The sequence below is a fragment of the Algoriphagus sp. AGSA1 genome, assembly GCF_021390545.1.
GTDB lineage: Bacteria > Bacteroidota > Bacteroidia > Cytophagales > Cyclobacteriaceae > Algoriphagus.
On record NZ_JAJUWR010000020.1, the window covers coordinates 74,423 to 98,051 of the forward strand.

Here is a 23,629-nt window from a genome sequence, read left to right on the forward strand (position 1 = left end):
AATAATCTGTATATGTTTAGAAAAGCAGCCTTATTGGCCAGTCTGGCGATGCTGGTAAGCTATCACGTCTGCTGCGCCCAGAGTACAGATGAAGTAGTCTTTCAGGATGGTGATCACGTCAACTTTGTCGGCAACAGCATCACCCATTCAGGTGAATTTCACAACTTCATCATGCTCTACTACGCAACCCGGTTTCCGGAGGCAAATGTTACCTTTTATAATTCCGGGATCTGGGGAGACAATGCCAACAGTTTCCTGCGTCGCATGGATGAGGATATCCTTGACAAACCGGCCGGTTATTCGGTCGTAATGGCTGGTATGAACGATGTGAACCGGGCACTGTACTCGGAAGAAAATCAGGGAGATCCTGATATTGAAACAAAAAAGGAACGGGCGATAAGCGACTATCGGAGTTATATGGAGACGGTGATCCAACGTCTTTTGGCGGCCAATACAGAGGTGATTTTGCAGAAGCCGTCCATATACGACCAAACAGGCGACCTACCTGCCCAAAACATGTATGGTGTAAACGATGCCCTAAAGCAGTGCGCCGATGTCATCGATGAGTTGGCGACAGAATATAACCTGAAGACTGTAGATTATTGGAGTATCCTCAACACCCTGAACCAGCAGATACAGGTAGGGAACCCACAAGCTACTTTGATCAGCAACGACAGAATTCATCCCGGCACTCCCGGGAATTTTATCATGGCATACCAGTTCCTCAAGCAAACAGGTGCTCCAAGAACAGTGGGATCTATCAGAATAGATGCAGCAACATTAAAACCATGTAAAAACTGCAGTATTGAGAACTTTCAGGCTTCTGATAGTTTGATTTCTTTTTCCTACCTGGCCAACAGCCTTCCGTTTCCGGTTGCCCCGGAGGCAAGTTCAGCATTGGAGCTGGTTCCTTTTATGCAGGAACTGAATGCCGAAACTCTCAAGGTAAAAGCATTGCCCGTAGGCGAATATGCCCTGACTATTGACGATGTCTTCATCGCCAATTACTCCCATGAAGATCTGGCGACCGGCGTCAATCTGGCACTGGAAAAAAACACACCTCAATATAAACAGGCCGAGCAGGTCAGGGAACAAACGGTCTTTTTCCGGTCCCTCCAGCGAAAACTGCGGGATATAAGAAGAGTGGAGATTAACTACCTGCCTGATTCGGTGAAACACGGCACTTTTGAAGATATTGAAACCTATATTGAAACCCTGAAGAATACAAATGATCTAAAATATACGCACAATAAAAATCTTTTTGATAGCTACCTGATCAACAAACCTGCTGAAAGCACTATTGAGCAACAGTTGGTAAACGTTATAAACGAAATTTACCTCATCAATAAACCTGTCGCCCGCCAATTTCGTCTACGCACCGGAGCAATGGACGATCCCGATGTAGGCATAACCCATGTCTGGGAGTTTGAAGACCCCGTGGTGAGCAATAAGGTGGAAGGCTGGACAATTGTCAACTACGGCAATGCAGGTACAGACAATGGAATATTAAATCTCACGGGTACACAGACCTACAACCATATCCGCTACGATGTTCCTGCAGGGAATGCGATTGATCCTGCCGAAAGTAAAACAGCTATTATCCTGTTGAAGAACACTACTGCCGATACCAAGGCGCGGTTTTATTGGTGGGGAAGCCAGGCCACTGCTGCCTTTGTAGAATTTGATATATCAGCCAATGATACCATATACAAGGAATACAAAATCGATTTGAGCAGGGATACGAGATGGGAAGGGACTATCAGTGCTATCCGCTTTGACGTGCCCAGCCCGTTGTATTCCTCGTCTTACGGTAAGGTGATCGAGATCGATTACATAAAGATGTCATCAGAAGTGCTGCCGGAGCCGGAACCGGAACCTGTGCAACCCATGGCGCCTTTGTTGCCCTCGCCGTTCGGAGTAAACCTTGCCGGAGCCGAGTTTGGAGATGATATGCCGGGTGTTTATGGCTCGGATTATAGCTATCCCACAAAAGAAGAACTGGATTATTTTAAATCTAAAGGCTTGAATCTGATAAGGTTGCCCTTTAAATGGGAACGGATTCAGCAGCAGCTGAATGGGCCATTGAATGTCGTGGAGCTGAGCAGGATGAAAACTTTTGTGACCGCCGCACGGGCCAGGGGAATGTGGGTATTGCTGGATATGCACAATTACGGCCGCAGGAAAATTGATACCACCGAATATATCATCGGAGATCCTGCGTTGCCCGTGTCTGCCGTTGCCGATGTATGGGGAAAGATTGCCGGCGAATTTAAGTCGAGAGAGAACATATGGGGCTATGGCATCATGAACGAGCCCCACGGGATGTTGCACACGACTCCCTGGGCAGGCATTGCCCAGGCAATAATTACCGAGATTCGGAATGTAGATGCAGAAACGACCATAGTTGTGGCCGGAGACAGCTGGAGTTCGGCAGAAAGATGGCCTTCGGCAAGCGATAACCTTAAAAACCTGAACGACCCCTCCGACAACCTGATCTTTGAAGGGCATGTCTATTTTGACGATGATGCTTCGGGGAAATACGACCAAGACTATGACGGTGAGGGGGCCAACCCAAACATAGGCATTACCAGAACCGCACCATTTGTAAATTGGATTAAACAGAACGGTTTCAGAGGATTTATAGGAGAATATGGGGTGCCGGACGATGATCCGAGATGGCTGGTTGCGCTCGACAACATGCTGGCCTACTTGCAGGAAAATTGCATAAATGGTACCTATTGGGCGGCGGGTCCGAGGTGGGGAAGCTATAGGCTGGCGGTAGAGCCTATCAGTGGTGTTGATCGGCCGCAAATGGCCACCTTGGAGTTATATAAGACAGCTAACTCTGAATGTGAAGGGCAGGGAGATTATCAGACGCACATCTGGGAATTTGACGAAACAGTGGAAAATAACCGCATCGATGGCTGGACCATTGTGAATTATACCAATGCTAATTCAGCGGATGGAATTTTGAATTTAACCGTTTCCCAGACCTACCAACACATTAAATATGATGTGCCCGCAAGCAATGTGATCGATCCGTCCCACAGTAAATATGCTTCTATCAAGTTGAAAAATGAGACGCCGGATACCAAAGCTAGATTTTACTGGTGGGGGCCAGCTGGTGACAATGTTGCCAATTTTGTGGAGTTCGACATTTCGGCTAACGATACGGATTACCAAGAATACATTGTAGATCTAAGCGAAAATACCGATTGGACTGGAAAGACCAGTATCCGTATTATCCGTTTTGATTTGCCTGCTATGGCAAGCACCGCATCGCTAGGTGAAAACGTCCGTGTCGATCAGGTTAAATTACTCTCTTCTATTCCAGAAATCCAAGCCTACACTTGGCATTTTGAGGAGCCCGTGGTAAACAACAAGGTAGAGGGCTGGAATATTGTGAATTATACGAATGCAAGCACCTCCAACAGTGTTCTTTCGCTCACTACTGCTCAAACCTACCACAACATCCGGTATGATGTGCCAGATGCGGAACCAATAGATCCAAGTGTCTATAAATATGCCACCATTAAAATGAAAAACGTAACCGGTGACTCGAAAGCCAGATTTTATTGGTGGGGGCCGGTAGGTGACAATGTTGCCCATTTTGTCGAGTTTGATATTTTAGCTAACCATTCAGATTATAAAGAATATACCGTAGAGTTGAGCGAGGAAGCGTCGTGGACGGGAAAAAGCCATATCAGGATTATCCGGTTCGATGTGCCCAGCCCGGTGAGTCAGGCTTCTTTTGGTAATGTGGTAGAGATAGATTACATCACCTTGTCACCGGACAGCCCGCAGATAGCTCAGGACAGTGTGCTTTTGAATCCAATAATTACGGCGATGTTCAATGACAGAATGGAAAGCAAATTGACAGTTTACAAAAATGAAGGGGGACTCATGTCCATTGGAGTAGATGTCCCGGAAGACACCCGGGGCAGAATTACGGTTACTGATATGTTTGGTAAAAGGCTGGGGGATGAGTCCCGCTCATTTACAAAAGGTCTACAAGCTGTTGAAGTAAGGTTAGAAGGTACTCTTCCCGGATTTTACGTTGTCACTTTATATAACTACGGGAGTGGAGAAAAGGTAAGTAGCAAGTTCATGATCCGATTACAATAAAGCTATGTCACTAATAAAGAACAGAAAAAAAATCCTTGGATGGCAGTGGAAAACCCTTTGCTTTTCGGTATTGTCGCCATCAGGAAAATCAGTTCCATTTTCGCAGCGGAAAATCGAGGTCAATCCCGAAATGAAACAAAGCCCCTGGTATCTTCAGTGGCAAATACCATGTCTTCAACGGCTTTGACAGCCCTTGAATAAACCTTTTTTTGCAATGCAGATAAATGTAAATGTACCTATGTTAAAAGTAAAAGTATTAGTGTTGAGTATACTGCTGCTGGAGGGATTTGGCGGCCTTTCCAATAAAACCTTTGCACAGAATCCGCTTCCGCTGGTAGAGGGATCTCTAAAAGGAACTCCGTTTCACAACATTACACTGGAAGCATCCCTAAAGCCTTTCAAGCAGAACGATGAAGCCTACTTTAAAAAAGTGGCGGCGGAAATGTTTACACAGTGGCATTCTTTGCTCAGACATGCCGATACCGTTTCAGTGATGCTATGGACGTCAGATGGCTCGGAGATACTCGATTACTCTGGAGATCTTAACCAGGCGCTCGAGTGGTCGAAATATATAGGAAACCCGAACACGGTACATGAGGTTGGGTCAGGACCAAAAGAGCTGTCGCTTCACGAGCGAGCCTATTTATACATGGAAAATCCCCCGGCTTTCACCTATAAAGATCTAAAACTTATTGTCAAAACATTGAAAGAGACAGGAGAGGCAATCACCGGAAAACCCGTGAGGATCGGAGCTACCTTTGATCCGGGACCCGAATTTGCCAAATCACCTTTCAAGTATGAAAAGCATCCGGAAATACTGGAAGGTAGCGCGATGGGTCACAAGTCATTTGTGTTCAGTTATGCTACACTGAATGCCGATGACGCTGCCTATGCCGGATTTCCGGAGGGCATTCCCGAAGGTATGCCTTTTGGTACTTTCTTTGGGCGCCAAAGTCAGCATTTCCTGTCTGACCTGGACTTTGATTATATCTGGTTCAGCAATGGGTTTGGATTTGGCATGGAGCCATGGGCATCTACAGGAACAATTTTTACAGGTAACGGTTTCAATGCGGATAAGCTGGAAGATACCCGTAGAAAAATCATTGACTTCTGGAGCTTGTTTCGCAAGGAATGTCCTGATTTCAGGATCGAGACCCGCGGCACAAATCTTTCCACAGGTGTTGACCTTGCGAAAGACGGCGTAGATCTAAAGGCGATTTATGAAGGTGATTTTAACCTATTACCGCCTCCCAATTCCCCTTGGGCGGCACTTGACGGCGATTTTGGACTGGAGTTGGTAGGATACTTGTCACGGATGGCAGAGCTACCGGATGACCGTTATATTTTCCGGTACTACACGCACGATCCCTGGTGGCTCAACAGCCCTTGGCTCGATCGCTATGGCCGGGAGCCTCATGATATTTATCTGCCCATGTCGGTTGCCCGGATCAACGGTAAGGGGGAAGTGGGACTACCTACGCATTTGAACTTTTTAACAATAGATGATTCTTTTGGGAATATGCCAACTCAGGTTCCTGACGAGGTAATTTCGCATATCATGAAAGCAAGGTATGACGCACCTACGGCTCCAGGCCCCTTGGTTTGGGTATATCCCTTTGAAGAATATCATCAGTGGACACATATGCAGCCAAGCCGTCTAGCCGAAATTTACTATGGCGATTGGTTTATCCGCCAGGCCATTAACAACGGATTGCCTTTGAATACCGTGATCTCTACCGGGAATTTCAAATCCGCTCTGCAAAACCAGCCGAAGTTATTCGAAGAATCGGTTTTGATAAGCATTGTCCCGGATGCAGGATCAGAGTATGAAAAACAACTGATGGGATTTGTGAAAAACGGTGGGAAGGTAATCGTCTATGGCCCGGCGGATTTTGCCGGTCAGGAGTTTCTTTCGCTGATCAATCTAAGGAATGAAAACCCGCTCGAAGGAGAATTTGGTATTTCAGGAAATTATGAAAATGATATTCTGAAAGAGGAATTTCCGAAAATGATCCGCCACGATGCCTTGTTTTCTGGTGGCGGTTTGCGAAGCAAGATAAATGACAGCAAGGATCCGCATACGCGTGTTTTGGTAAAAATGTCGCAGGGGAGTCATTCGCGCGATGTACTCTGGGTGAGGCAGGATCCCGATTGGAAAGAAGGGAGGATCGTTTACCTGCGTGGAACCAACTCCAGCCATTTTGAAGGAGAGCGGCTGCTGAAGCCTGATGATCCGACAAAATATTTCACAGGGCCCGCTTACTTGCGGTATGTGCTCAAAGAATTCGGGTTGGAATATGCCGTTGACAAACTTAATCCTGCGATAAAGAGTCCGGTGTTGAGCATTTCACGCAGCAACAATGGTTTTTTCTTTGCCGGATATGTGCCTAACACTACCGTTGATCACCGGTTTAAATTTGGTCAGGGAGCGCCTGTATTGTTGGGCTATGATACGGAATTGGAAGATGGTTTTGCGACTTACTCTTTTCCTACGGCATGGAACCGCGAGTGCCGCGTTTTTGTGCGGCAAGAAAGCGGAATAGTATCTTGTAAAGAAATGCATTCCGGCGAAATGGGAGTTACCCGGAGGCTGCAGGTTACGGGACTCGAAAATGCCACTGTGAGGATATATCCCGACGAAGGAATCGAGGAAGATGAGATCAGTTTCTACCTGAATAGTGGGTATCCCTGGAAAACAGGCAAGATATCATCGAAAAAAGGTAAAAAAGAGTTTGGCAACAGTTATGTAGTGGAAGGTGTGACCGGCGAGCTGGTGGTATCTTGGTAAACAGTTTTAAAATGAGAACAATAATTTTCATGTTTTTGATTTTCCTGATGTCCGGATATTCTGTGTCGCAGGACCAAAAAGGGGCAGATACCGCCGCCTATCTTTCAGACCTTAAAAAGGAACTGACCACTCGCTGGCCGAACAACAGGACGATCAATCTGGTCTTTCACGGGCATTCTGTACCGGCGGGGTACTGGCACAATTCTGAGGTCCATACCCTTGATTCTTACCCTAATATTGTACTTGGGAAAGTGAAAGAAATGTATCCGCATGCAGTGGTGAACGTCATCGTGACGGCCATTGGCGGAGAGTATTCCGAGAAAGGGCAGCCGCGTGTGGCCACGGATGTGCTGCCACATAAACCTGATGTGTTGTTTATCGACTATGCGCTGAATGATCTGGGCATTGGCCTGGAAAGAGCCGAAGTGGCCTGGGGAAAAATGATAGGGGAGGCTTTGGAAGCAAACCTCAAGGTGATTCTCGTGACACCGTCGCCTGACCAGCGACACGATATCCTGGCACACGACAATCAGCTCGAACAGCATGCAGAGCAGATAAGAAAACTAGCGGCCAAATACAGCGTAGGACTGGCAGATCCCTTTGCGGAGTTTCAAAAGAAGGCTCTGGAAGAAGGAAATATCAAAGCCTACATGTCGCATGTGAATCATCCCAACCGCCGGGGACACGAACTGATTGCCGATGAAATTGTGAAATGGTTTTGAATGTACGGCGGGAAAAAAACCAGCTTTAAGAGTTGCTGCTTCCTGCCGCCATGAGCAATCAATAATCAGATATAGTATTTAATTTCCTTTCCAACTGACCAGTGACAGAGATCGACAGGTTCCTCCTAACTCCAGCCATTTCCATGGCAAATCCCTATATTGTGGATAGCTTTCTGGTTTTCGCCAAAAAACACCCTAGAACCGGTGCTTAAGATAATGTCATGGGGACACTTCTAAGGAGGGGCTGTTACGAAGCGTATCGGGAAACAGGGCTTTTGGGAAGGAATGAGGTGTGTTTATAAAAATACTCCATGGCAAATTATTTTAGTGAAGTAGCCAGCCTGCGTGATGGGATTATATAATTTTATTCCTTTCCCCTGTTCTTTATCGCCTGAGACCCTCAAGTACAGAGACTGAAAGGACCTGCGAACTGCACTAACTTTTACCATTCTTCCGGACATAGATCCGGATATGATCGATACCTTTTGATCCTGAATTAAGACTAAATGCGACAAATGGAAATTTGTTGACCGTAAACTTTTATTGCCGATAATCTATTTTATCATCTTAAAGTATGATTAAGGCTAATCCTACATTAAATATAAACTCAATAGATAAATAATATTTGATTACTATTGGTAAAACATGATGAATGGGATATGGAAGAATTATTAAATTATAATCCTGTATTATTAGCACTAGTAGCTACGTTATTCACATGGTTTGTTACAGCAGCAGGCTCATCAATGGTTTTCTTTTTCAAATCAATAAACAAAAGGGTTCTTAATTCAATGCTTGGATTTGCTGCAGGGGTAATGATTGCTGCAAGTTTTTGGTCACTTCTAAAAGAGGAGGATTTTTACGAAGACGATTTTTATTTAATAGACAAAATAAACCGCTCAGTTAATCTAAAAAAATGATTAGCGAAATCGAAAAAATTGAAATGGACAACGGAAAGCTTATACAAAAGAAAAGTTGATCCCGAAATATTTGTTGATAATCGAGTCTTAAAATTATCAGAAATGAGTTAAAAAAAGCCAGCAGGTAACAACTAGGTTTTCGTTTGGCTATTTACTAGATACTTAAAATAAAAAGGCCATAATTTGGATTTATGGCCTTTTTTTGAGATTATTATATCTAGTTAATAAACTAGATATGGGATATCCAACCAAAGTACAACTCATCAAAAGAGCAAAAAGCGAACAGTGGTATGTCAATTTTCCTGCTGCCGTTGCCCAGGCCATCGAATTTCATCAAGGAGAAGTAGTGGAGTGGATCATCGACGACCACCAGAGACTGGTTCTGCAGCGCAGTGACCAGTCCGTAGCGGACCTTAAAAAAAAACTCCCGGAGAAGATCTGAAGGGAGTACTGGAAGGGATTTTCTTAGAATGCCAATCCTGCTTCAAGCAGTTTCGCACCTGGCAAAGAGCCGCAAGGCTGGTCAACGGGGTGCTTTCCTGTATGGGGCGTTCCACCATTACAGGTTGGCTGACCGCAAGTGGTGATCAGTTTAAGGACTGGTCGGCCGCCTATCGCCTTTTCAAAGGGGACAGGATGGATATTGCCGGGATTTTCGGTGTCATCCGAAGGAAAGTTGTCACATTGGCCGATCCGGTACAGCGGTATGTTTTTGCCCACATGGATGACACCTTGTTACCAAAAAAAGGAAGAAACGTGTTTGGTGCCCGTTGGCTCAGGGATGCGCTTGGCCCACCTTTCCAGACTAATCTGGTTTGGGGGCAGCGGTTCATCCAGCTTTCATTATCCTGTTTTTCAAAAATGGGCCCGGTACAGGCCCGGGCCATCCCCGTTGATCTACATCATTGCCCCAGTGTAAAAAAGCCCGGTAAAGCGGCAGGGGAACAGGATTGGCAACTGTTCCGTGAAACCCAGAAAAAAGCCAAGCTCAGCGTCATCGGTGCCCAACGGATCAGGCTCTTGCGTGAAAATCTCGATCAGGATGGCTTTACCGACAAGGAACTGGTGGTCAGCGTGGACGGAAGCTATACCAACGAAGCGGTTCTGAAAAAGCTCCCTGCCAACACCATTCTGATCGGCAGAATCCGGAAAGACTGTAGCCTCTACCTGCCTCCAGAGCCTCCCACATCCGGTAAGGGACGGAAAAAAGTCTACGGAGAACCGCTTCCGACTCCCGAGCAAATCCGCCAGTCCGATGACTATTCCTGGGTAAAAGTCCAGGCATGGGCGGCTGGAAAAGTTCACGGGTTTCAGCTTAAAGTTATCCCGACTGTCCGCTGGAGAAAAGCCGGAAACAAAGATTTGAAACTGGTTATCATCCGTCCGGTTTCCTACCGCAAAACTCTCAAGTCACGCCTGCTCTACCGGGATCCGGCCTATCTGGTCTGTACCGAACCGGAGCTGGACCTGGGCACACTGCTGCAAGCCTATCTCTGGAGATGGGGCATAGAGGTCAACTTCAAAGACGAGAAAACTATTTTGGGATGCGGGGAAGCCCAGGTCAGAACCGAGCAGGCCTGTGAAAAAGTCCCCGCATTCCTCACCGCCGTCTATTCCATGCTTCTGCTGGCCTCAGAAACTGCAAAAACGCAAGTCCTCCCCCGTCCAAAGTGGTATAAATCAGAAAAATCGATCCGTACAACAACAGGTGACATCCTCAACCAATTCAGGGCAATAAACTGGGCCCACACTTCAAAAATCAATTTCTCCGACTTCGTAAACATCCAGAAAAAAATGCAAACCCTCAAAAAATCAGATAATCCTATCCTCTCCGCATTGTTTCATGCTAGAAATTAGCCAAACTTGAGAACTAGGTTTTCGTTGCGTGCTACGCACGCAACGAAAACCTAGTTGGTTGAACAAATCCAGCGGGAGAAACAAGTTTACCCATTCAAGGAAACACCCCCTGGCTGCTGTCAAGGAAGTGTCAGATGCGCTGATGCGAATAGAAAAAACCACACAGCGACTGGATATTGCTTTTTCCCGTGTTGAGGCTCTTGAGCATACCGTGGAAAATGCTGCCCTTTTGTTCGAAAACGGGGTCGCTAATTACCTTGAAGTTATAACAGCACAGGGCATTCTGCTCCAAAGCCAACTAGATCTAAGCCTTACGCTTCCATTGACCTCTATAGGGCTCTGGGAGGCGGTTGGCAATAATTTGTAAATAAAGGATGAGTACAGCGATATCGGGAAGGATGGGAGGAGGTAGAACAACCAACTTTTATCACCCATCCGGCCATAAACCCGGAAACCATTTAATTCTGAATCAGATAGTAAAATGATAACAGAGCCGATCACCCTCTCTCTTCAGGAGAGGGCAGGGGTGAGGTAGAAAAGCCAATTTCAAATTGATAAGGATATTAGGGTGGAATTACAAATCCCGCCCAGTTATCACAAACCATTTGACTGTAAAATAAATCACTATCAGATACCTGAATATGAAGGAGTTAACAATATTACTTCACATAAATAAATACTTTGCATAATGGGTCTTATGTAAAGTTTTACATAAAGCCCATAATCACCCGATTGGCAACTTGATGACTTCAGAACAGGACAAGCGACAGTTGTTCTCCTGATCTGGGCGGAACTGGCGGAACATCCATGACTAAACGATAGTGAAAGCCCTTATGAGGGACTGTTGGTTCAACCAAGGCATGGTCACCAATTAACGTTTCAAAATCCTGACCTTATCGGTTGGGGTTTTGCATTTCTACCAGAATCCGGGAAGGGATAAAATCACCATTTAATGCCTAGGCTTTCATGCTGCCTCCAAAAGTTAGCTACTATACGTTACTTTCTCAAAGTCTTAGAATCCGGGTTTAACATTCTCTCTTACTTCGCAACTAAACCCAAGTTTTCAACTGATAGGCGTTATCCCAAAAGTCAAACTCTAATCGGGTGGCTGTGACAAATGCTTCCATCATATCGTTTCTTGTTTTTTCCGTTGTACCGAGAGCTGCCTTGTCGCAGATAGTAATCGCTTTCATTACTGCTTGCGCAAATTCCTCCCCTCCATAGGTATCGATCCATTTTTGATAGGGATTGGTCGAGGAGGATTGATTCTCCAGAATGTAATCCCCAACTGCCTTGTAGATCCAAAAACACGGAAGAACGCTGGCCATACCTACTTCCACCGCATCAAAAGCAGCGGTGCTTTTTAAGAAATGAATGTAATGGTGACAGGCAGGCTGGGCTGCTACTTTGCCCTTGATCCCGAATTCATTAAAATAGGATTCGTGTAATGCCTTTTCTACAATAATCGCATTTTCGGCAAATCTGATGAAGGCAAGTGAATCACCAGTTTCATGGGAGCGTGCCCCTATCACTGCCAATGCCCTTCCAAAATGTTCCAGATAGTTTGAGTCCTGGGCAATGTAGAATTGGAATTTTTCTTCACCCAATGAGCCATCAATCAATTCCTGGATAAAGGGCATGTCCAGGATTCGCAGATAAATTGGCTGGATCTGCGTCCAGGCTGAATCAGACCATGTCATTTTTTATAAGTTTTTGAGGGTTGAAAAAGTGGTTGAGCGGACCGTTCCCCTTGCCGGTTACCACGTCTTTGCCGGCAAAGATGGCCTGATGAACATAGTTCTTTCCAAGTTGGATAGCTGTTGGTAAATCATTTCCCAGCGCTAAATAACCAGCGATGGCTGAGGATAAAGTACAACCCGAACCGTGCGTGTTGTTGGTTTTGAGTTTTTCATGTTCAAATGACTTCACACTGCCGTCCGCATCAAAAAACAGTGATGTGATTTTCGGGAGATTCAGGTGTCCGCCTTTGAGCAATATGGCATTGCTGCCCAGCTTCAATATCTTCTCACCTGCTAGGTACATGTCTTCTACCGTGTTTACATTCATTCCGGCCAATATCCCGGCTTCATCCATATTGGGAGTAATGAGTGTTGAAATGGGAAACAACTTTTCGACAATCACTGACTTTGTTTTCTCCTCAATCAATCTATGCCCACTCGTGGCCACCATGACAGGATCGAAAACCAGCGGTACCTTGGGGTATTTTGCCAGTATTTCAACAATCGTATCCACGAGCTCGCCCGTATGCACCATTCCTATTTTTATGGCCTGCGGGAAAATATCATCCAAGACGGCTTCCATCTGCTCCGCCACTGCCTCTATGGGAATGGGGAAAATAGACCGCACACCCTGGGTGTTTTGAACGGGTAAAGCTGTCAAAACAGAGGTAGCATAGCACCCCAGGGCAGAGATGGTCTTGATGTCAGCCTGAATACCCGCCCCTCCGCTTCCGTCAAATCCGGCAATCGCCAAAACAGAAGGATAACTGTATTTTTTCATAGTGAATTCATTAATATCCCCTTCAGTGAATAGGCAGCTTCCCGTGGGTCATCCGCAGCGCAGATCGCGGAGACCACGGCAATGGAGTCCGCTCCCGCATTCATTACTTCAGAGACGTTGCTTTGATTGAGTCCACCAATAGCAACAAGTGGTTTCGTAGTGAGTTTTCTGATGGTTTTCATTCCCTCAATGCCCCATTCTGTGATGGTGTCAATTTTCGTCGGGGTAGAGAATACCGGGCTCACCCCCAAATAGTCCGCGGCTGCGGTTTCTTTAGATTCCAATTGATTCATATACTCGATGGAGTATCCAAGACACTGACAATCTTTCCATATTTCCCGAATTACAGTTGGGGCTATATCCGAATTGCCTACATGTATCCCAAAAGCGTTGATTTTTTTCGCCACTGAGACGCTGTCATTAATGATGAGAGGGACATTATACTTATCGGTGATTTCTTTGACCTGCAAAGCTTTGGATGCATACTCTTCCGGGTTTAGTCCCTTTTCCCTATACTGTACGATGTCAACACCTCCCTGAATCGCCTGCCCAATCACATGCAAAAAGTCCTTTTTGCAAGCAGCCTCCGAGACGACCAAATACAGTTTATATGGGAATGGATTTCTATCCATTGTTTCTGATTTTCAAGACCGCGACAAATTCATCTTCTGTCAGGTGATACAACTTATCCAATAGGTTGGCCTGTAGGGTTCCCGGGCCTTTGCTTTGGTGGGCTGCCAATTCACCACTGATGCTGAACAGGGCGGTTGCTGCACAGACCGCTTCTTCCCTGTTTTCAATGACGGCGATAAATGCACCGATCACCGCAGTCGCAGAGCATCCTAAGCCGGTTACTTTTGTCATCAACCCATCACCATTACTGATGAAGGTCTGCCGGGAATTGCCCACGATGATGTCTGTTTCTCCCGATATGCAGATTATTGATCCATATTTTTGATGAACGTATTCCGCGGCGTGAATCGCTTCATCACTTTTGGCGGTGCTGTCAACCCCTTTGGTTGAGACTCGGTCAGCTTGGGCAAGTGCCATAATTTCAGAAGCATTTCCTCTTATTACCGTGGGGGAATAGGCCAAAAGTTGCATCAGAACCTCATTTCGATAAGGAGAAGCACCGGCACCAACAGGATCCAATACCCAAGGTTTGTTTAACTCATTGGCTTTTTGCGCGGCGAGAATCATGGACTTCACAAAATATTCATCCAATGTACCAATGTTGATGACCAGCGACTGACAGATATTTACCATGTCCTCAACTTCGGAATGGGCGTGAGACATAATAGGTGATGCTCCTACAGCCAATAAAGCATTGGCCGAATTATTCATGACCACGAAATTGGTGATATTGTGGACTAGGGGAGAGGTTTGCCGTACCTTCTGAATGTGTTTCCAGAGATTTTTTGCCATTGTTTTTTACTTTTGGAAAGTGAAAATGGCTAAAGGAATTCCTTTGGATAAAAAGAAAGACAGCATACCGGACGGTGCTTTGTCTGCTTTTCCCTACGCCGGTGTCAACCGGATCAGGTTCGAAGGGACTATCTCAATTCTTCTCAGAATACCCCTAAAGCCAGAGTAAATATACGTCTTATTATTATGGCAGCCAATCCTGTGGCCGATTAAAACCCGGGGAAAACAAACGGAACAGGGTCAAATAAAGATTGGTTTAGAAAGACTACAGCTGCCTATCTTGTCTCGGACATTCATGCATGGATAATTCCGATGTTCCATGGGGCATCGACGTTTTTTTATTTCCTTAGTAACAGGCCGAAAGCTACTATTCAACTCAATCCTCCCGATCTCCCTGACCCTTTCCCGATACAATTCCACCAGATCAAATTGAAGAAGATCCTTGTTTTCCAAGGAAGGGTGATGGACTGCCTCCTGAAAAGAAGGATGAGTTCCCGAAAACTGATCCTGTCTGACAATATGAAGAGGAAGAATTATCGAGTTCTGCGAATCATTTCGTTTAGTATAAATGCATGGGCCATTATCGTTCTTGGAATTTGTTGTTTATCTTTTAGGTAGGTATAAAAGTAGGGGATACTATGTGCTACAATGTCAATCAGAAAGGGGAGCAAATTGAGCTGGATTTAAGTATGGAATTCAATGCTAAGCCAAAAAAAGAAGGAGTATTGAGAAGATGGGATACCACCTGAACGGATTTGCCCATCCCCACCTGCTGGTGCTGGCAACCGACCCTTAATGTTGCTGATGCCAAGGCGTGGATTTCTCCGGATCTCAAGAAGGCGGACATTGAAAACCTGATGAAGCCTTTTGGGGCGAGTGGGATGGGTTTTCATACAGTGAGCCGCCTGCTTGCCTCCCGTACTGAGGACTCAAATGTACCCGAAGTCATTCTTAGGGAAGAATATGAGGAGCTTCCTGTTATGCCGTTGGCTGAATAGATTTCAACTGAACTTTTTTACCCCTGAATTCCTCACAAAGTTAGTCCTCTGGGCTCTGGGCGACCGTAAGCTTCCGGCATAAAGCCGCTTGCTTCGCTGCGCTTTTTATTCCTTTTCCTTCCGGTCTTTGTCGCCCAAGGCCTGATGGAGCTTCATAATTCATTGTTCCACAAAAACGAAAAAGATTATGGAGACTCAGGAAAGAAAAATTGATTTGTATGAAGTAGCTGAGATCAAGCTGGGCTACAGTGCCAAGGTAAAGTCATCCCAAAGACCTAGGGTAGCAAGTTCAAGACAGGTTCATGAAGTGTTTGCCAAAGTCTGGGATCAGGAAAGGATTGGCTTTGCTGAAGACTTCAAAGTAATGCTGCTGTCCAGAGCCAATAGGGTACTGGGAATAGTAACCATCAGCTCGGGAGGAACCGCAGGGACTGTGGTGGATGTAAAACTGGTTTTTGCAGCTGCAATCAAGGCTAATGCAAGCTCTGTAATACTGGCCCATAATCACCCGAGTGGAAACTTGATGCCTTCAGAACAGGATAAGAGATTAACTCAAAGAATTAAAGAAGCAGGCAGGATTTTAGATGTCCCTGTACTGGATCATCTGATTCTTGCTGAGGAAGGATTTTATTCCTTTGCTGATTATGGGGAGCTCGAGGGCTCTTCTTCTTTTTTTAGTTTCCATGAACTTTCCGTTTCGGAAAATCCATGGAAGCTATTCGTAGGTATTCATTATTGTAAAATCGCGATTGATTCCAGATTTCTATACATAGGTATTTCTACTAATGAGCATTTCATGATCCTCTAGCCTTTTGTATGTGATTTTTAGCCGTTGCAAATGGAATTTATACAATTCTATCATTCAGACTTTTTGAAATTTCAAATAAGCCAATAATAGGACTTATTATTTTTTCCATTCCTTCTTCCGCCAATTTAGCCTGATCCCGTCACACGAGGCAAGAGACTACGGCATAAAGCCGGCGCTCTTGCCTTTGCTGGTTTATTCCGTTTCCTCTTGCACTTAGTGCCGGTCTCAGGCTGGTGCAGCTTCATAAGTATTTGTCAAACCAAAACACAAAAGACTATGAAGACGCAAGTAAAAACATCAGCAAAGACATCCACTAAGAGAAAAGGGGGAAATGATTTTGCAAGTAACAAGGGATGCACTACACAACCCGCAAAAGGATCATCGGATATCTACCGGAAGTTTACCGATCTGATTATTGAGAAACTGGAGCAGGGAGTGATTCCCTGGAGACAACCATGGCATGAGATGGGAATGCCGGCAAATTACCTGACCAAGAAGCCTTATAGAGGGATAAATCTTTGGCTTTTACTATCCTGTGGCCATCAGTATCCTTACTACCTGACTTTCAAACAGGCAAATGGATTGGGAGGAAAAATCAAAAAAGGGGCAAAGGCACTACCCATCTGCTACTGGAACTTTGCCTTTCGGGATAAGAAGACGGGAAAGGTGATTCCAGAAGATAGGATAGGGGAATATGATCTCAAACTGGTGAGTAAATCGGGTTTTCTCAAGGAGTTCAAAGTGTTTCCCATAGAACAGATTGAGGGAATAGACTGGGAATTTCCTGAAATAAGCAAAGCTGAGCCGCTACCCGAAAATGAGCAATGCCAAAGGATTTATGAGGAAATGTTAAGGGCTCCTGAGTTGATTCATTCTGGTTCCTCGGCTTACTACCGGGCAGACCTGGATCAAATCACGATGCCGGAGAGAAACCTGTTTGACTCGGCTGAGCAATATTTTGGGGTATTGTACCATGAGCTAGTCCACAGCACAGGCCACCCTTCCAGGTTAAATAGGATAGGGGTTTCAGAACCCCAACAGTTTGCCTCTGAGTTTTACAGCAAGGAGGAGCTGATTGCTGAGATGGGCGCAGGGTATCTGAACAACCTCACGGGGATATTGGATCAGAATCTGCTGGAGAACTCGGCAGCTTACATCCAACACTGGCTGAACGAACTCCGAAACGATAAGCACTTACTGATAGAGGCTGCGAGCAAAGCTCAAAAGGCGGTGGATTACATTCTGATGGAGCCTCCATTTTAGATCTAGGGGAGAGATCCCCTTTTTTTTGTCATGGCTGTTACATTTACAGCTGCTTGTTTTATAAATTGGCACTATCAATTTAAATACACTATGAAAAAACTCTTTTCACTTCTTAGTTTACTAATGTCCTTATTTTTTTCATGTAAAAAAGAAGATGATCTTCCGGAGATTTACTTAGAGGGAGTTTATGAAAATACGCGTTTATCTAATGTTGATCCACCAAGGTACCTGCAAGTACTTGTAATGACATTTAGCAGATCGGGCAATGTGTTAATTGAGAATTTTGTCACACCGGCAGATACTGAGGAGCGGTGCCTGAGTTCTTATAACGAGGGGACATATTCTCTCCGAGGAGAAGTATTTAAAATGGTTCTCACTTCTGCTTTTGGCCCCGATCCCTCAATCGAATTGTCTGGTGACTGTTTTAGGAAGGATCAATTGATTAGTAGTAAAGATCCTTACTATCAGGAATTTACTGGTTCTTTAGTATTAGGTAAAATCAATGAATCATTCCTGTTAACGTATCCCTGTATAGATTCAATGCAAGTTTTAAGTGACTGTCTTGGTCCCGAGACTTATTTAAAAGTGCGGTAACTATCCTTATTGATGTGATGCATCTTACAATGGTTAAAAATTCCCATCAAAGCTGTAATTACCCATGTTAGATAGTTTTTCACCAATGTCAAATTGGAGACAAAACTACTGTAGTCTCCGTTCCTCAAATTTGACGGGAAATTTGAAATGTGCCTACACTGAAGAAGTAGGTAGAGCGATGGAATGAATGACAGTCCCGGATTTAATTATTAAACCAATTGATATGTTGATACCTAAGGACAATCCGGAAGGTCAAGCAACAGATTATGAAGATATCCCTGTCCTTTTGCAGTCAGTGATTTTTCGATTTCCCCGGTGACCTGTACGTTTATTTCTTCAAACTGCTCTACGATGTAGAATTCAAATGCTCCGGACATGATTCCATCCACCGCTTCCTTCACTGAAATATTCCATTTCTCACCTGTTCCGTTTACACCTCCGATATGGGTAATGTCTCCTTCAAAAGTTCCTTGGGTTAATTTTTTAGTACAGAGTATGCGTAATCTTTTCATTGTAGTTAAATCGTCCGGTAAAGATGGGTAGATAGACAGTCTTTATTTTAACAGGTTGGATTTTATTTCTCATATGGATGTTTAGCCAGTTTATTTAAGCAGAAAACTGAAGACCAGAAGCATGGATCACTTTGACGCGTCAATTGGTTAAATCTTCCAGCTTTCTGTTTATCTCAGCTATGCCCAATCCTATCTGCTGTAGCGTAAGTGTCTCTGTCGGCAATTCTTTTGAAAGTGTTGCCTCAAACTTCCAGATTTCCCGTACTTCTTCAGCATTTACTTCATAGGTTGAATAAAGCGGGTTTAATGATCTCAAAGAGAAACTTTTCTTTTCCTCACTAAAGCTCACCATCTTAAAACTGATGCCTTCATTTTCAGTTACTACCACACAGGCTGTTTCCTTGGCTAGTTTCCAGTCCATCAAAAATGATCCGATTACATATGCACCGTCAGGAATAGGAAGCATACTGTCACCTTCTGTCTGAAACATTCTGTACTTTTTGTCCTTGGGGAAAGTAGGTAGATTGAATACCGGGAGTGTACTGATAAACTCCGGGTCACCATAACCTTCCATGTACCCGGCTTTGGCTTTAACGGGTACCATTTCTATGTTGTCCTCATTGGTTAAGTTAACAGTAGTGGCAAGCACCCGCATCTTGGAACCTGCCATATAAATGTCGTTTCCCGCTTCCAGGTCACGGATTTTCAATTCGCTGAGTCTGGATAGCTCTATCCTGAGCAGCGTATCCACGCTCATTCTGAAAAAGTCCGCACACAACAATAAATCATCGATGGAGGGTGATTTAGTGTGTCCGTTTTCCAATGAATTGAGCTTCACCCGGGTCATCCCGAGTTTTTCAGCAAGCTCATCCTGGCTGAATTTTCTTCTCTTTCTGAGGAATTTGAGATTGGCAGCCCAGAAATATTTTTGACTTCTCATTTTTATTTGATACAATTAGAAGTTGACTATTGATACTAATCGTATCAAACATACTACAAATTATTGAAAATGGAAAGGCATATAGTGCATATGGATTTGGATACTTTTTTTGTATCCGTGGAGCGGTTGAAAAACAGTGCCCTGAACAATAAACCCGTCATCATCGGTGGAAGCTCGGACAGGGGGGTAGTGTCCTCCTGCAGTTATGAAGCACGAACCTTCGGGGTACATTCGGCCATGCCCATGCGGCTGGCAAGAAGGCTATGCCCCAATGCGTTTTACATCAAAGGGGATTTTGACGGCTACACCCACTACTCCCGACTGGTGACTGAAGTGATTCAGGATCAGGTTCCGCTGTTGGAGAAAGCTTCCATTGATGAGTTTTACCTGGACCTTACAGGAATGGACCGTTTTTTTGGTTGTGGCAAGTTTACCGCTGAGCTTAAAAGCAAAATCTACAACGAATCCGGGCTGCCTATTTCCTATGCACTGGCGGTAAACAAACTGGTGTCAAAAGTTGCCACCCATGATGCCAAACCCAACGGGCAGATGACCGTCCCCTTTGGTAATGAGAAGCCTTATCTGGCACCGTTGCCTATACGCAGGATGCCGGGAGTGGGGGAGAAAACCTCAGCGTTACTTGAGCGGATGGGGGTGGAAAATATCAAATTGCTTTCCGAGATCCCGCTTCGGATGATGCAGAATCTGCTTGGCAAATCTGGCATAGACCTTTCACGCAAAGCCAATGGAATTGATGAATCCCCTGTGATTCCTTATACCGAGCAGAAGAGTATAGGAACTGAGACGACCTTTGAATCGGACACGATTGATATGCAGTTCCTGCATGCCCAGCTGGTACGCATGACCGAGAAGGTCGCCTTTGAAATGAGGCAGAAACAGAAACTTTGCGGTTGTATCACCGTGAAACTCCGCTATTCGAATTTCGATACGGTAAGCAGGCAGTGTATGATTTCCTACAACAGTTCGGATGAGGTGTTGCTGCAACGTGCCAAGGAGCTTTTTACAAAGCTCTACGACAGACGGATGTTGGTACGGTTGGTAGGGGTAAAACTCAGCCATCTGGTACAGGGAAGCCAGCAGATCGATCTCTTTGAGCATACCGAGGAAGAGGTAAGCCTTTACCAGGCCATAGACTGGATTAAAAACCGCTACGGGGCACACAGTATCACCAGGGCTATCACTTTAAGCGGCATATGATATGTTTTTGAATTGCAAGACATGGTTCAGTTACCGTTACGGTACATTTTCTACCAGGGAACTGGTGTATACGGCTGCGGATTTGGGATTTCAGGCTCTGGCCCTTACCAATATCAACAGTACGGCGGATCTATGGGATTTTGTGGAGTTCTGCCGGGAAAAAAACATCAAGCCTATTGCCGGGACCGAGATCAGAAACGGGGATGAGTTTTGTTATACGCTTCTGGCAAAGAACGATGCAGGTTTGCTTGAAATCAACCGTTTCCTTTCCATGCACCTGCAGGAGGAACTTTTGTTTCCAGCTAGGCCAGACTGCTTTTTAGAGGTGTTTATCATTTATCCAGTAGGAAAATATGCAGTAGAAGAACTAAAGGATCATGAATTCATTGGTGTGCTCGCCGGCGAATTGAACCGGATTAAAAAGCAGGAACTCCAGGCATTTCCCAAGAAGTGGCTAATCCGCCACCCCGTCACGTTCCAGGACAAAACCTACTTCAATGTACACCGGCTGCTTAGGGCTATCGGTAAAAACACCCTGATCACCAAGCTGGGTGCAACTGACTTTGCCTCTCCTGATGAAATGTTCGTGCCGGAAGCGGAGCTGATGGCAGCATTCCGGAATTTCCCGGTTATGATCACCAACACCCTCCAGTTGATCGATGCCTGCTGTATCCATACAGAGTTGCATACCGACAAGAACAAGCGGTGTTTTTCAGCCTCCCCGGAGGATGACAGGATTTTACTTGAAAAACTCGCCATGGAAGGGTTGGATTACCGTTATGGGAATAACCCGGTTGCCAGGCAACGTGTCTTCAAGGAACTGAAGATCATCAATCAGCTGAATTTCAATGCCTATTTTCTGATTGTATGGGACGTGATCCGCTATGCACAGAACCGGGGATTTTACCATGTGGGTAGGGGGAGTGGAGCCAATTCCATCGTGGCCTATTGCATGAAAATCACGGATGTGGATCCGATCAAACTGGATCTGTACTTTGAACGCTTTTTAAATCCGCACCGGACTTCCCCTCCGGACTTTGATATTGATTTTTCATGGAAAGACCGGGACGAGGTGATTGATTACATCTTCAAGCGCTACGGCAAAGACCATGTATCCCTGTTGGGTATGTACAGCACATTTCAACGTAGGGCAGTGATTAGGGAACTCGGAAAGGTGTTTGGATTGCCCAAGGAGGAGATAGACCAGCTGGTCAGGGGCAAAGACCAGCCCCTAAACGAGGATAAGATCCAGCGTACCATCCTCAAGTACGGCAAGCTGTTGGAGAATTTCCCGAACCACCACAGCATCCATCCGGGGGGCATGTTGATATCAGAAAAGCCGATCTACCAATATACAGTCAATGAAATGCCACCAAAGGGATTTTGTACCGCCCAGATCGATATGTTTCTGGCTGAAAAGATCGGTCTTTTTAAACTGGACATCCTCAGCCAGCGGGGGTTGGGACATATCAAGGAGGCGATCCGCTTGGTAAAACAGAATAGGGGAATCGATATTGACATACATCGGGTGGAGCAGTTTATGGTAGACCCCAAGGTGGCTGACCAGATTAAACGGGCGGACACCATAGGATGCTTTTACATAGAAAGCCCTGCAATGCGTCAGCTGCTGACTAAGCTAAAATGTGAGGATTACCTGACGCTGGTAGCTGCCAGCTCCATTATCCGACCCGGAGTGTCCCAGTCAGGCATGATGAAGCAATACATCGAGCGGTTCCATGATCCGGAAAAGATCGTTTACCTGCATCCGAAAATGAAGGAACTGCTGGAGGAAACGTATGGGGTGATGGTGTACCAGGAGGATGTGATCAAGGTGGCCCACCATTTTGCGGGCATGGACATGGGGGAGGCGGATATACTCAGGCGTGCCATGTCCGGTAAATACCGGGGGCATGACAAATTTATACAGATCAGGGAAAAGTTCTTTGCAAACTGTAAGGGATTGGGTTATGAAGAAGCAGTGACTGCAGAAGTTTGGCGGCAGATAGAATCCTTTGGGGGCTATTCATTTTCCAAAGCACATTCAGCCTCTTTTGCGGTGGAAAGCTATCAAAGCCTGTACTTAAAGACCTATTATCCTAAAGAGTTTATGGTGGCGGTCATCAATAATTTCGGTGGATTTTACAGTACTGAGTTTTATTTCCATGAGCTTAAGCGGACAGGGGCTAAGGTTCATCCACCTTGTGTGAACAGCAGTGATTACCTCACCAATATTTCAGGGGATGATGTGTTTGTGGGGTTTATCCACGTAGAGCAACTCGAAAAATCACTCTGTGAAAGGATGCTGGATGAGCGGGCAAGATCAGGCCCTTATCTGGGACTTCATGACTTTATCGAACGTACCCATGCGGGCCCTGAAATGCTGAATATCCTGATCAGTGTAGGGGCATTTGGATTTACAGGACTGGGGAAGAAGAAACTGCTGTGGCAGGCGAACTTTCTGCAGAAAAGGCAGACAGAGCCAATGGATGCTCCAGCCCTGTTTAGAGAACCGCCAATGGAATTTGTGCTTCCAGATTTTCCGGATTATCCTCTGGAAGATGCCATTGATGAAATCAATGTGCTGGGTTTTGCCCTGACTGATATGTTCCGACTGTGTGCCGACGATGGGCGGGGAACAGTGATGGCCGCCGATCTGCCAGGGATACTAGGCAAACCTGTGGAAATGCTCGGACAGCTGGTTACCACTAAGGATGTACGTACGGTCAACAGGGAATACATGGCTTTTGGGACATTTTTGGATCCAAAAGGGGACTGGCTGGACACAGTCCATTTCCCCAATACATTAAAGCGGTTTCCTTTTCAGGGAAAGGGGTTTTATCGGTTAAAAGGCAAGGTGGTGCAGGAATTCGGGGTTTATGCCTTGGAGGTGAATTTTATGAAGAAAGTGGGATTGAAGGACAAGAAGGCGACGGTTTGAA

General features: G+C 45.4%; 19 protein-coding genes and 1 riboswitch. Of the genes, 13 read left to right on the plus strand and 6 right to left on the minus strand.

Annotated elements, in window-relative coordinates; genetic code table 11:
* Window positions 1-12 precede the first annotated feature (12 nt).
* From LZF95_RS16460 to LZF95_RS16490, 7 genes are all read left to right on the plus strand, one after another.
* Window positions 13-4,125 carry a cellulase family glycosylhydrolase gene (locus LZF95_RS16460; RefSeq protein WP_192085558.1) on the plus strand — a complete coding sequence of 1,371 codons (4,113 nt, stop codon included), beginning with the start codon at window positions 13-15 and terminating at the stop codon, window positions 4,123-4,125.
* Window positions 4,126-4,339: 214 nt separating this feature from the next.
* Window positions 4,340-6,913, plus strand: a complete 2,574-nt coding sequence (locus tag LZF95_RS16465) for a hypothetical protein (protein ID WP_225586748.1) — start codon at window positions 4,340-4,342, stop codon at window positions 6,911-6,913.
* An 11-nt stretch (window positions 6,914-6,924) separates the two neighbouring features.
* Window positions 6,925-7,635 carry an SGNH/GDSL hydrolase family protein gene (locus LZF95_RS16470; protein WP_192085556.1) on the plus strand — a complete coding sequence of 237 codons (711 nt, stop codon included), beginning with the start codon at window positions 6,925-6,927 and terminating at the stop codon, window positions 7,633-7,635.
* Between the two features lie 659 nt (window positions 7,636-8,294).
* A complete protein-coding gene (locus tag LZF95_RS16475) occupies window positions 8,295-8,555 on the plus strand; it encodes a ZIP family metal transporter (RefSeq protein WP_225586746.1) in 261 nt (86 codons plus the stop codon).
* Window positions 8,556-8,790: 235 nt separating this feature from the next.
* A complete protein-coding gene (locus LZF95_RS16480; RefSeq protein ID WP_192085555.1) occupies window positions 8,791-8,997 on the plus strand; it encodes a hypothetical protein in 207 nt (68 codons plus the stop codon).
* 17 nt (window positions 8,998-9,014) lie between these two features.
* A complete protein-coding gene (locus tag LZF95_RS16485; protein ID WP_192351555.1) occupies window positions 9,015-10,412 on the plus strand; it encodes a transposase in 1,398 nt (465 codons plus the stop codon).
* 58 nt (window positions 10,413-10,470) lie between these two features.
* Window positions 10,471-10,779 carry a hypothetical protein gene (locus LZF95_RS16490; RefSeq protein WP_192085554.1) on the plus strand — a complete coding sequence of 103 codons (309 nt, stop codon included), beginning with the start codon at window positions 10,471-10,473 and terminating at the stop codon, window positions 10,777-10,779.
* A 682-nt stretch (window positions 10,780-11,461) separates the two neighbouring features.
* On the opposite strand, the gene LZF95_RS16495 is transcribed toward LZF95_RS16490, so the two are convergent.
* From LZF95_RS16495 to thiM, 4 genes are read right to left on the minus strand one after another with little or no spacing between them, the layout of a single operon-like run.
* Entirely contained in the window at window positions 11,462-12,112 is a 651-nt protein-coding gene (locus LZF95_RS16495) for a TenA family protein (protein WP_192085553.1), read from the minus strand.
* Complete coding sequence (gene thiD, locus LZF95_RS16500) at window positions 12,099-12,932, minus strand: bifunctional hydroxymethylpyrimidine kinase/phosphomethylpyrimidine kinase (protein WP_192085552.1); 834 nt, start codon at window positions 12,930-12,932, stop codon at window positions 12,099-12,101. The genes LZF95_RS16495 and thiD overlap by 14 nt, the downstream gene beginning before the upstream one ends.
* Window positions 12,929-13,564 (minus strand): thiamine phosphate synthase, encoded by a 636-nt coding sequence (thiE, locus tag LZF95_RS16505; RefSeq protein WP_192085551.1) that lies wholly within the window; start codon window positions 13,562-13,564, stop codon window positions 12,929-12,931. Before thiE ends, thiD begins: the two co-directional genes overlap by 4 nt.
* Complete coding sequence (thiM, locus tag LZF95_RS16510) at window positions 13,557-14,357, minus strand: hydroxyethylthiazole kinase (protein ID WP_192085550.1); 801 nt, start codon at window positions 14,355-14,357, stop codon at window positions 13,557-13,559. The genes thiE and thiM overlap by 8 nt, the downstream gene beginning before the upstream one ends.
* 73 nt (window positions 14,358-14,430) lie before the next feature.
* A riboswitch (TPP riboswitch) is annotated at window positions 14,431-14,523 on the minus strand.
* A 691-nt stretch (window positions 14,524-15,214) separates the two neighbouring features.
* On the opposite strand from thiM, the gene LZF95_RS16515 reads away from it, so the two are divergent.
* From LZF95_RS16515 to LZF95_RS16530, 4 genes are all read left to right on the plus strand, one after another.
* On the plus strand, window positions 15,215-15,355 hold the full coding sequence (locus LZF95_RS16515) for a hypothetical protein (RefSeq protein ID WP_192085549.1): 141 nt from the start codon (window positions 15,215-15,217) through the stop codon (window positions 15,353-15,355).
* Between the two features lie 187 nt (window positions 15,356-15,542).
* A complete protein-coding gene (locus LZF95_RS16520) occupies window positions 15,543-16,163 on the plus strand; it encodes a RadC family protein (RefSeq protein ID WP_192085548.1) in 621 nt (206 codons plus the stop codon).
* 276 nt (window positions 16,164-16,439) lie between these two features.
* Window positions 16,440-17,426: an ArdC family protein gene (locus LZF95_RS16525; protein WP_192085547.1), complete on the plus strand. Its 987-nt coding sequence runs from the start codon at window positions 16,440-16,442 to the stop codon at window positions 17,424-17,426.
* Window positions 17,427-17,516: 90 nt separating this feature from the next.
* Window positions 17,517-18,020: a hypothetical protein gene (locus tag LZF95_RS16530; protein ID WP_192085546.1), complete on the plus strand. Its 504-nt coding sequence runs from the start codon at window positions 17,517-17,519 to the stop codon at window positions 18,018-18,020.
* A 233-nt stretch (window positions 18,021-18,253) separates the two neighbouring features.
* On the opposite strand, the gene LZF95_RS16535 is transcribed toward LZF95_RS16530, so the two are convergent.
* Window positions 18,254-18,532, minus strand: coding sequence for a DUF3892 domain-containing protein (locus LZF95_RS16535; protein WP_192085545.1), 279 nt, complete (start codon window positions 18,530-18,532; stop codon window positions 18,254-18,256).
* 139 nt (window positions 18,533-18,671) lie between these two features.
* On the minus strand, window positions 18,672-19,472 hold the full coding sequence (locus tag LZF95_RS16540) for a LexA family transcriptional regulator (protein ID WP_192085544.1): 801 nt from the start codon (window positions 19,470-19,472) through the stop codon (window positions 18,672-18,674).
* A 69-nt stretch (window positions 19,473-19,541) separates the two neighbouring features.
* On the opposite strand from LZF95_RS16540, the gene dinB reads away from it, so the two are divergent.
* Both dinB and LZF95_RS16550 read left to right on the plus strand, forming a co-directional pair.
* Window positions 19,542-20,690, plus strand: coding sequence for a DNA polymerase IV (gene dinB, locus LZF95_RS16545; RefSeq protein WP_192085543.1), 1,149 nt, complete (start codon window positions 19,542-19,544; stop codon window positions 20,688-20,690).
* A gap of 1 nt (window position 20,691) precedes the next feature.
* On the plus strand, window positions 20,692-23,628 hold the full coding sequence (locus LZF95_RS16550) for a DNA polymerase III subunit alpha (RefSeq protein ID WP_192085542.1): 2,937 nt from the start codon (window positions 20,692-20,694) through the stop codon (window positions 23,626-23,628).
* Window position 23,629: the final 1 nt, after the last annotated feature.

Coding starts and splice junctions, on each gene's coding strand:
- LZF95_RS16460 (WP_192085558.1), top strand. CDS start 13: ATGTTTAGAAAAGCAGCCTTATTGGCCAGTCTGGCGATGCTGGTAAGC.
- LZF95_RS16465 (WP_225586748.1), top strand. CDS start 4,340: ATGCAGATAAATGTAAATGTACCTATGTTAAAAGTAAAAGTATTAGTG.
- LZF95_RS16470 (WP_192085556.1), top strand. CDS start 6,925: ATGAGAACAATAATTTTCATGTTTTTGATTTTCCTGATGTCCGGATAT.
- LZF95_RS16475 (WP_225586746.1), top strand. CDS start 8,295: ATGGAAGAATTATTAAATTATAATCCTGTATTATTAGCACTAGTAGCT.
- LZF95_RS16480 (WP_192085555.1), top strand. CDS start 8,791: ATGGGATATCCAACCAAAGTACAACTCATCAAAAGAGCAAAAAGCGAA.
- LZF95_RS16495 (WP_192085553.1), bottom strand. CDS start 12,112: ATGACATGGTCTGATTCAGCCTGGACGCAGATCCAGCCAATTTATCTG.
- thiD (WP_192085552.1), bottom strand. CDS start 12,932: ATGAAAAAATACAGTTATCCTTCTGTTTTGGCGATTGCCGGATTTGAC.
- thiE (WP_192085551.1), bottom strand. CDS start 13,564: ATGGATAGAAATCCATTCCCATATAAACTGTATTTGGTCGTCTCGGAG.
- thiM (WP_192085550.1), bottom strand. CDS start 14,357: ATGGCAAAAAATCTCTGGAAACACATTCAGAAGGTACGGCAAACCTCT.
- LZF95_RS16515 (WP_192085549.1), top strand. CDS start 15,215: ATGAAGCCTTTTGGGGCGAGTGGGATGGGTTTTCATACAGTGAGCCGC.
- LZF95_RS16520 (WP_192085548.1), top strand. CDS start 15,543: ATGGAGACTCAGGAAAGAAAAATTGATTTGTATGAAGTAGCTGAGATC.
- LZF95_RS16525 (WP_192085547.1), top strand. CDS start 16,440: ATGAAGACGCAAGTAAAAACATCAGCAAAGACATCCACTAAGAGAAAA.
- LZF95_RS16530 (WP_192085546.1), top strand. CDS start 17,517: ATGAAAAAACTCTTTTCACTTCTTAGTTTACTAATGTCCTTATTTTTT.
- LZF95_RS16535 (WP_192085545.1), bottom strand. CDS start 18,532: ATGAAAAGATTACGCATACTCTGTACTAAAAAATTAACCCAAGGAACT.
- LZF95_RS16540 (WP_192085544.1), bottom strand. CDS start 19,472: ATGAGAAGTCAAAAATATTTCTGGGCTGCCAATCTCAAATTCCTCAGA.
- dinB (WP_192085543.1), top strand. CDS start 19,542: ATGGAAAGGCATATAGTGCATATGGATTTGGATACTTTTTTTGTATCC.
- LZF95_RS16550 (WP_192085542.1), top strand. CDS start 20,692: ATGTTTTTGAATTGCAAGACATGGTTCAGTTACCGTTACGGTACATTT.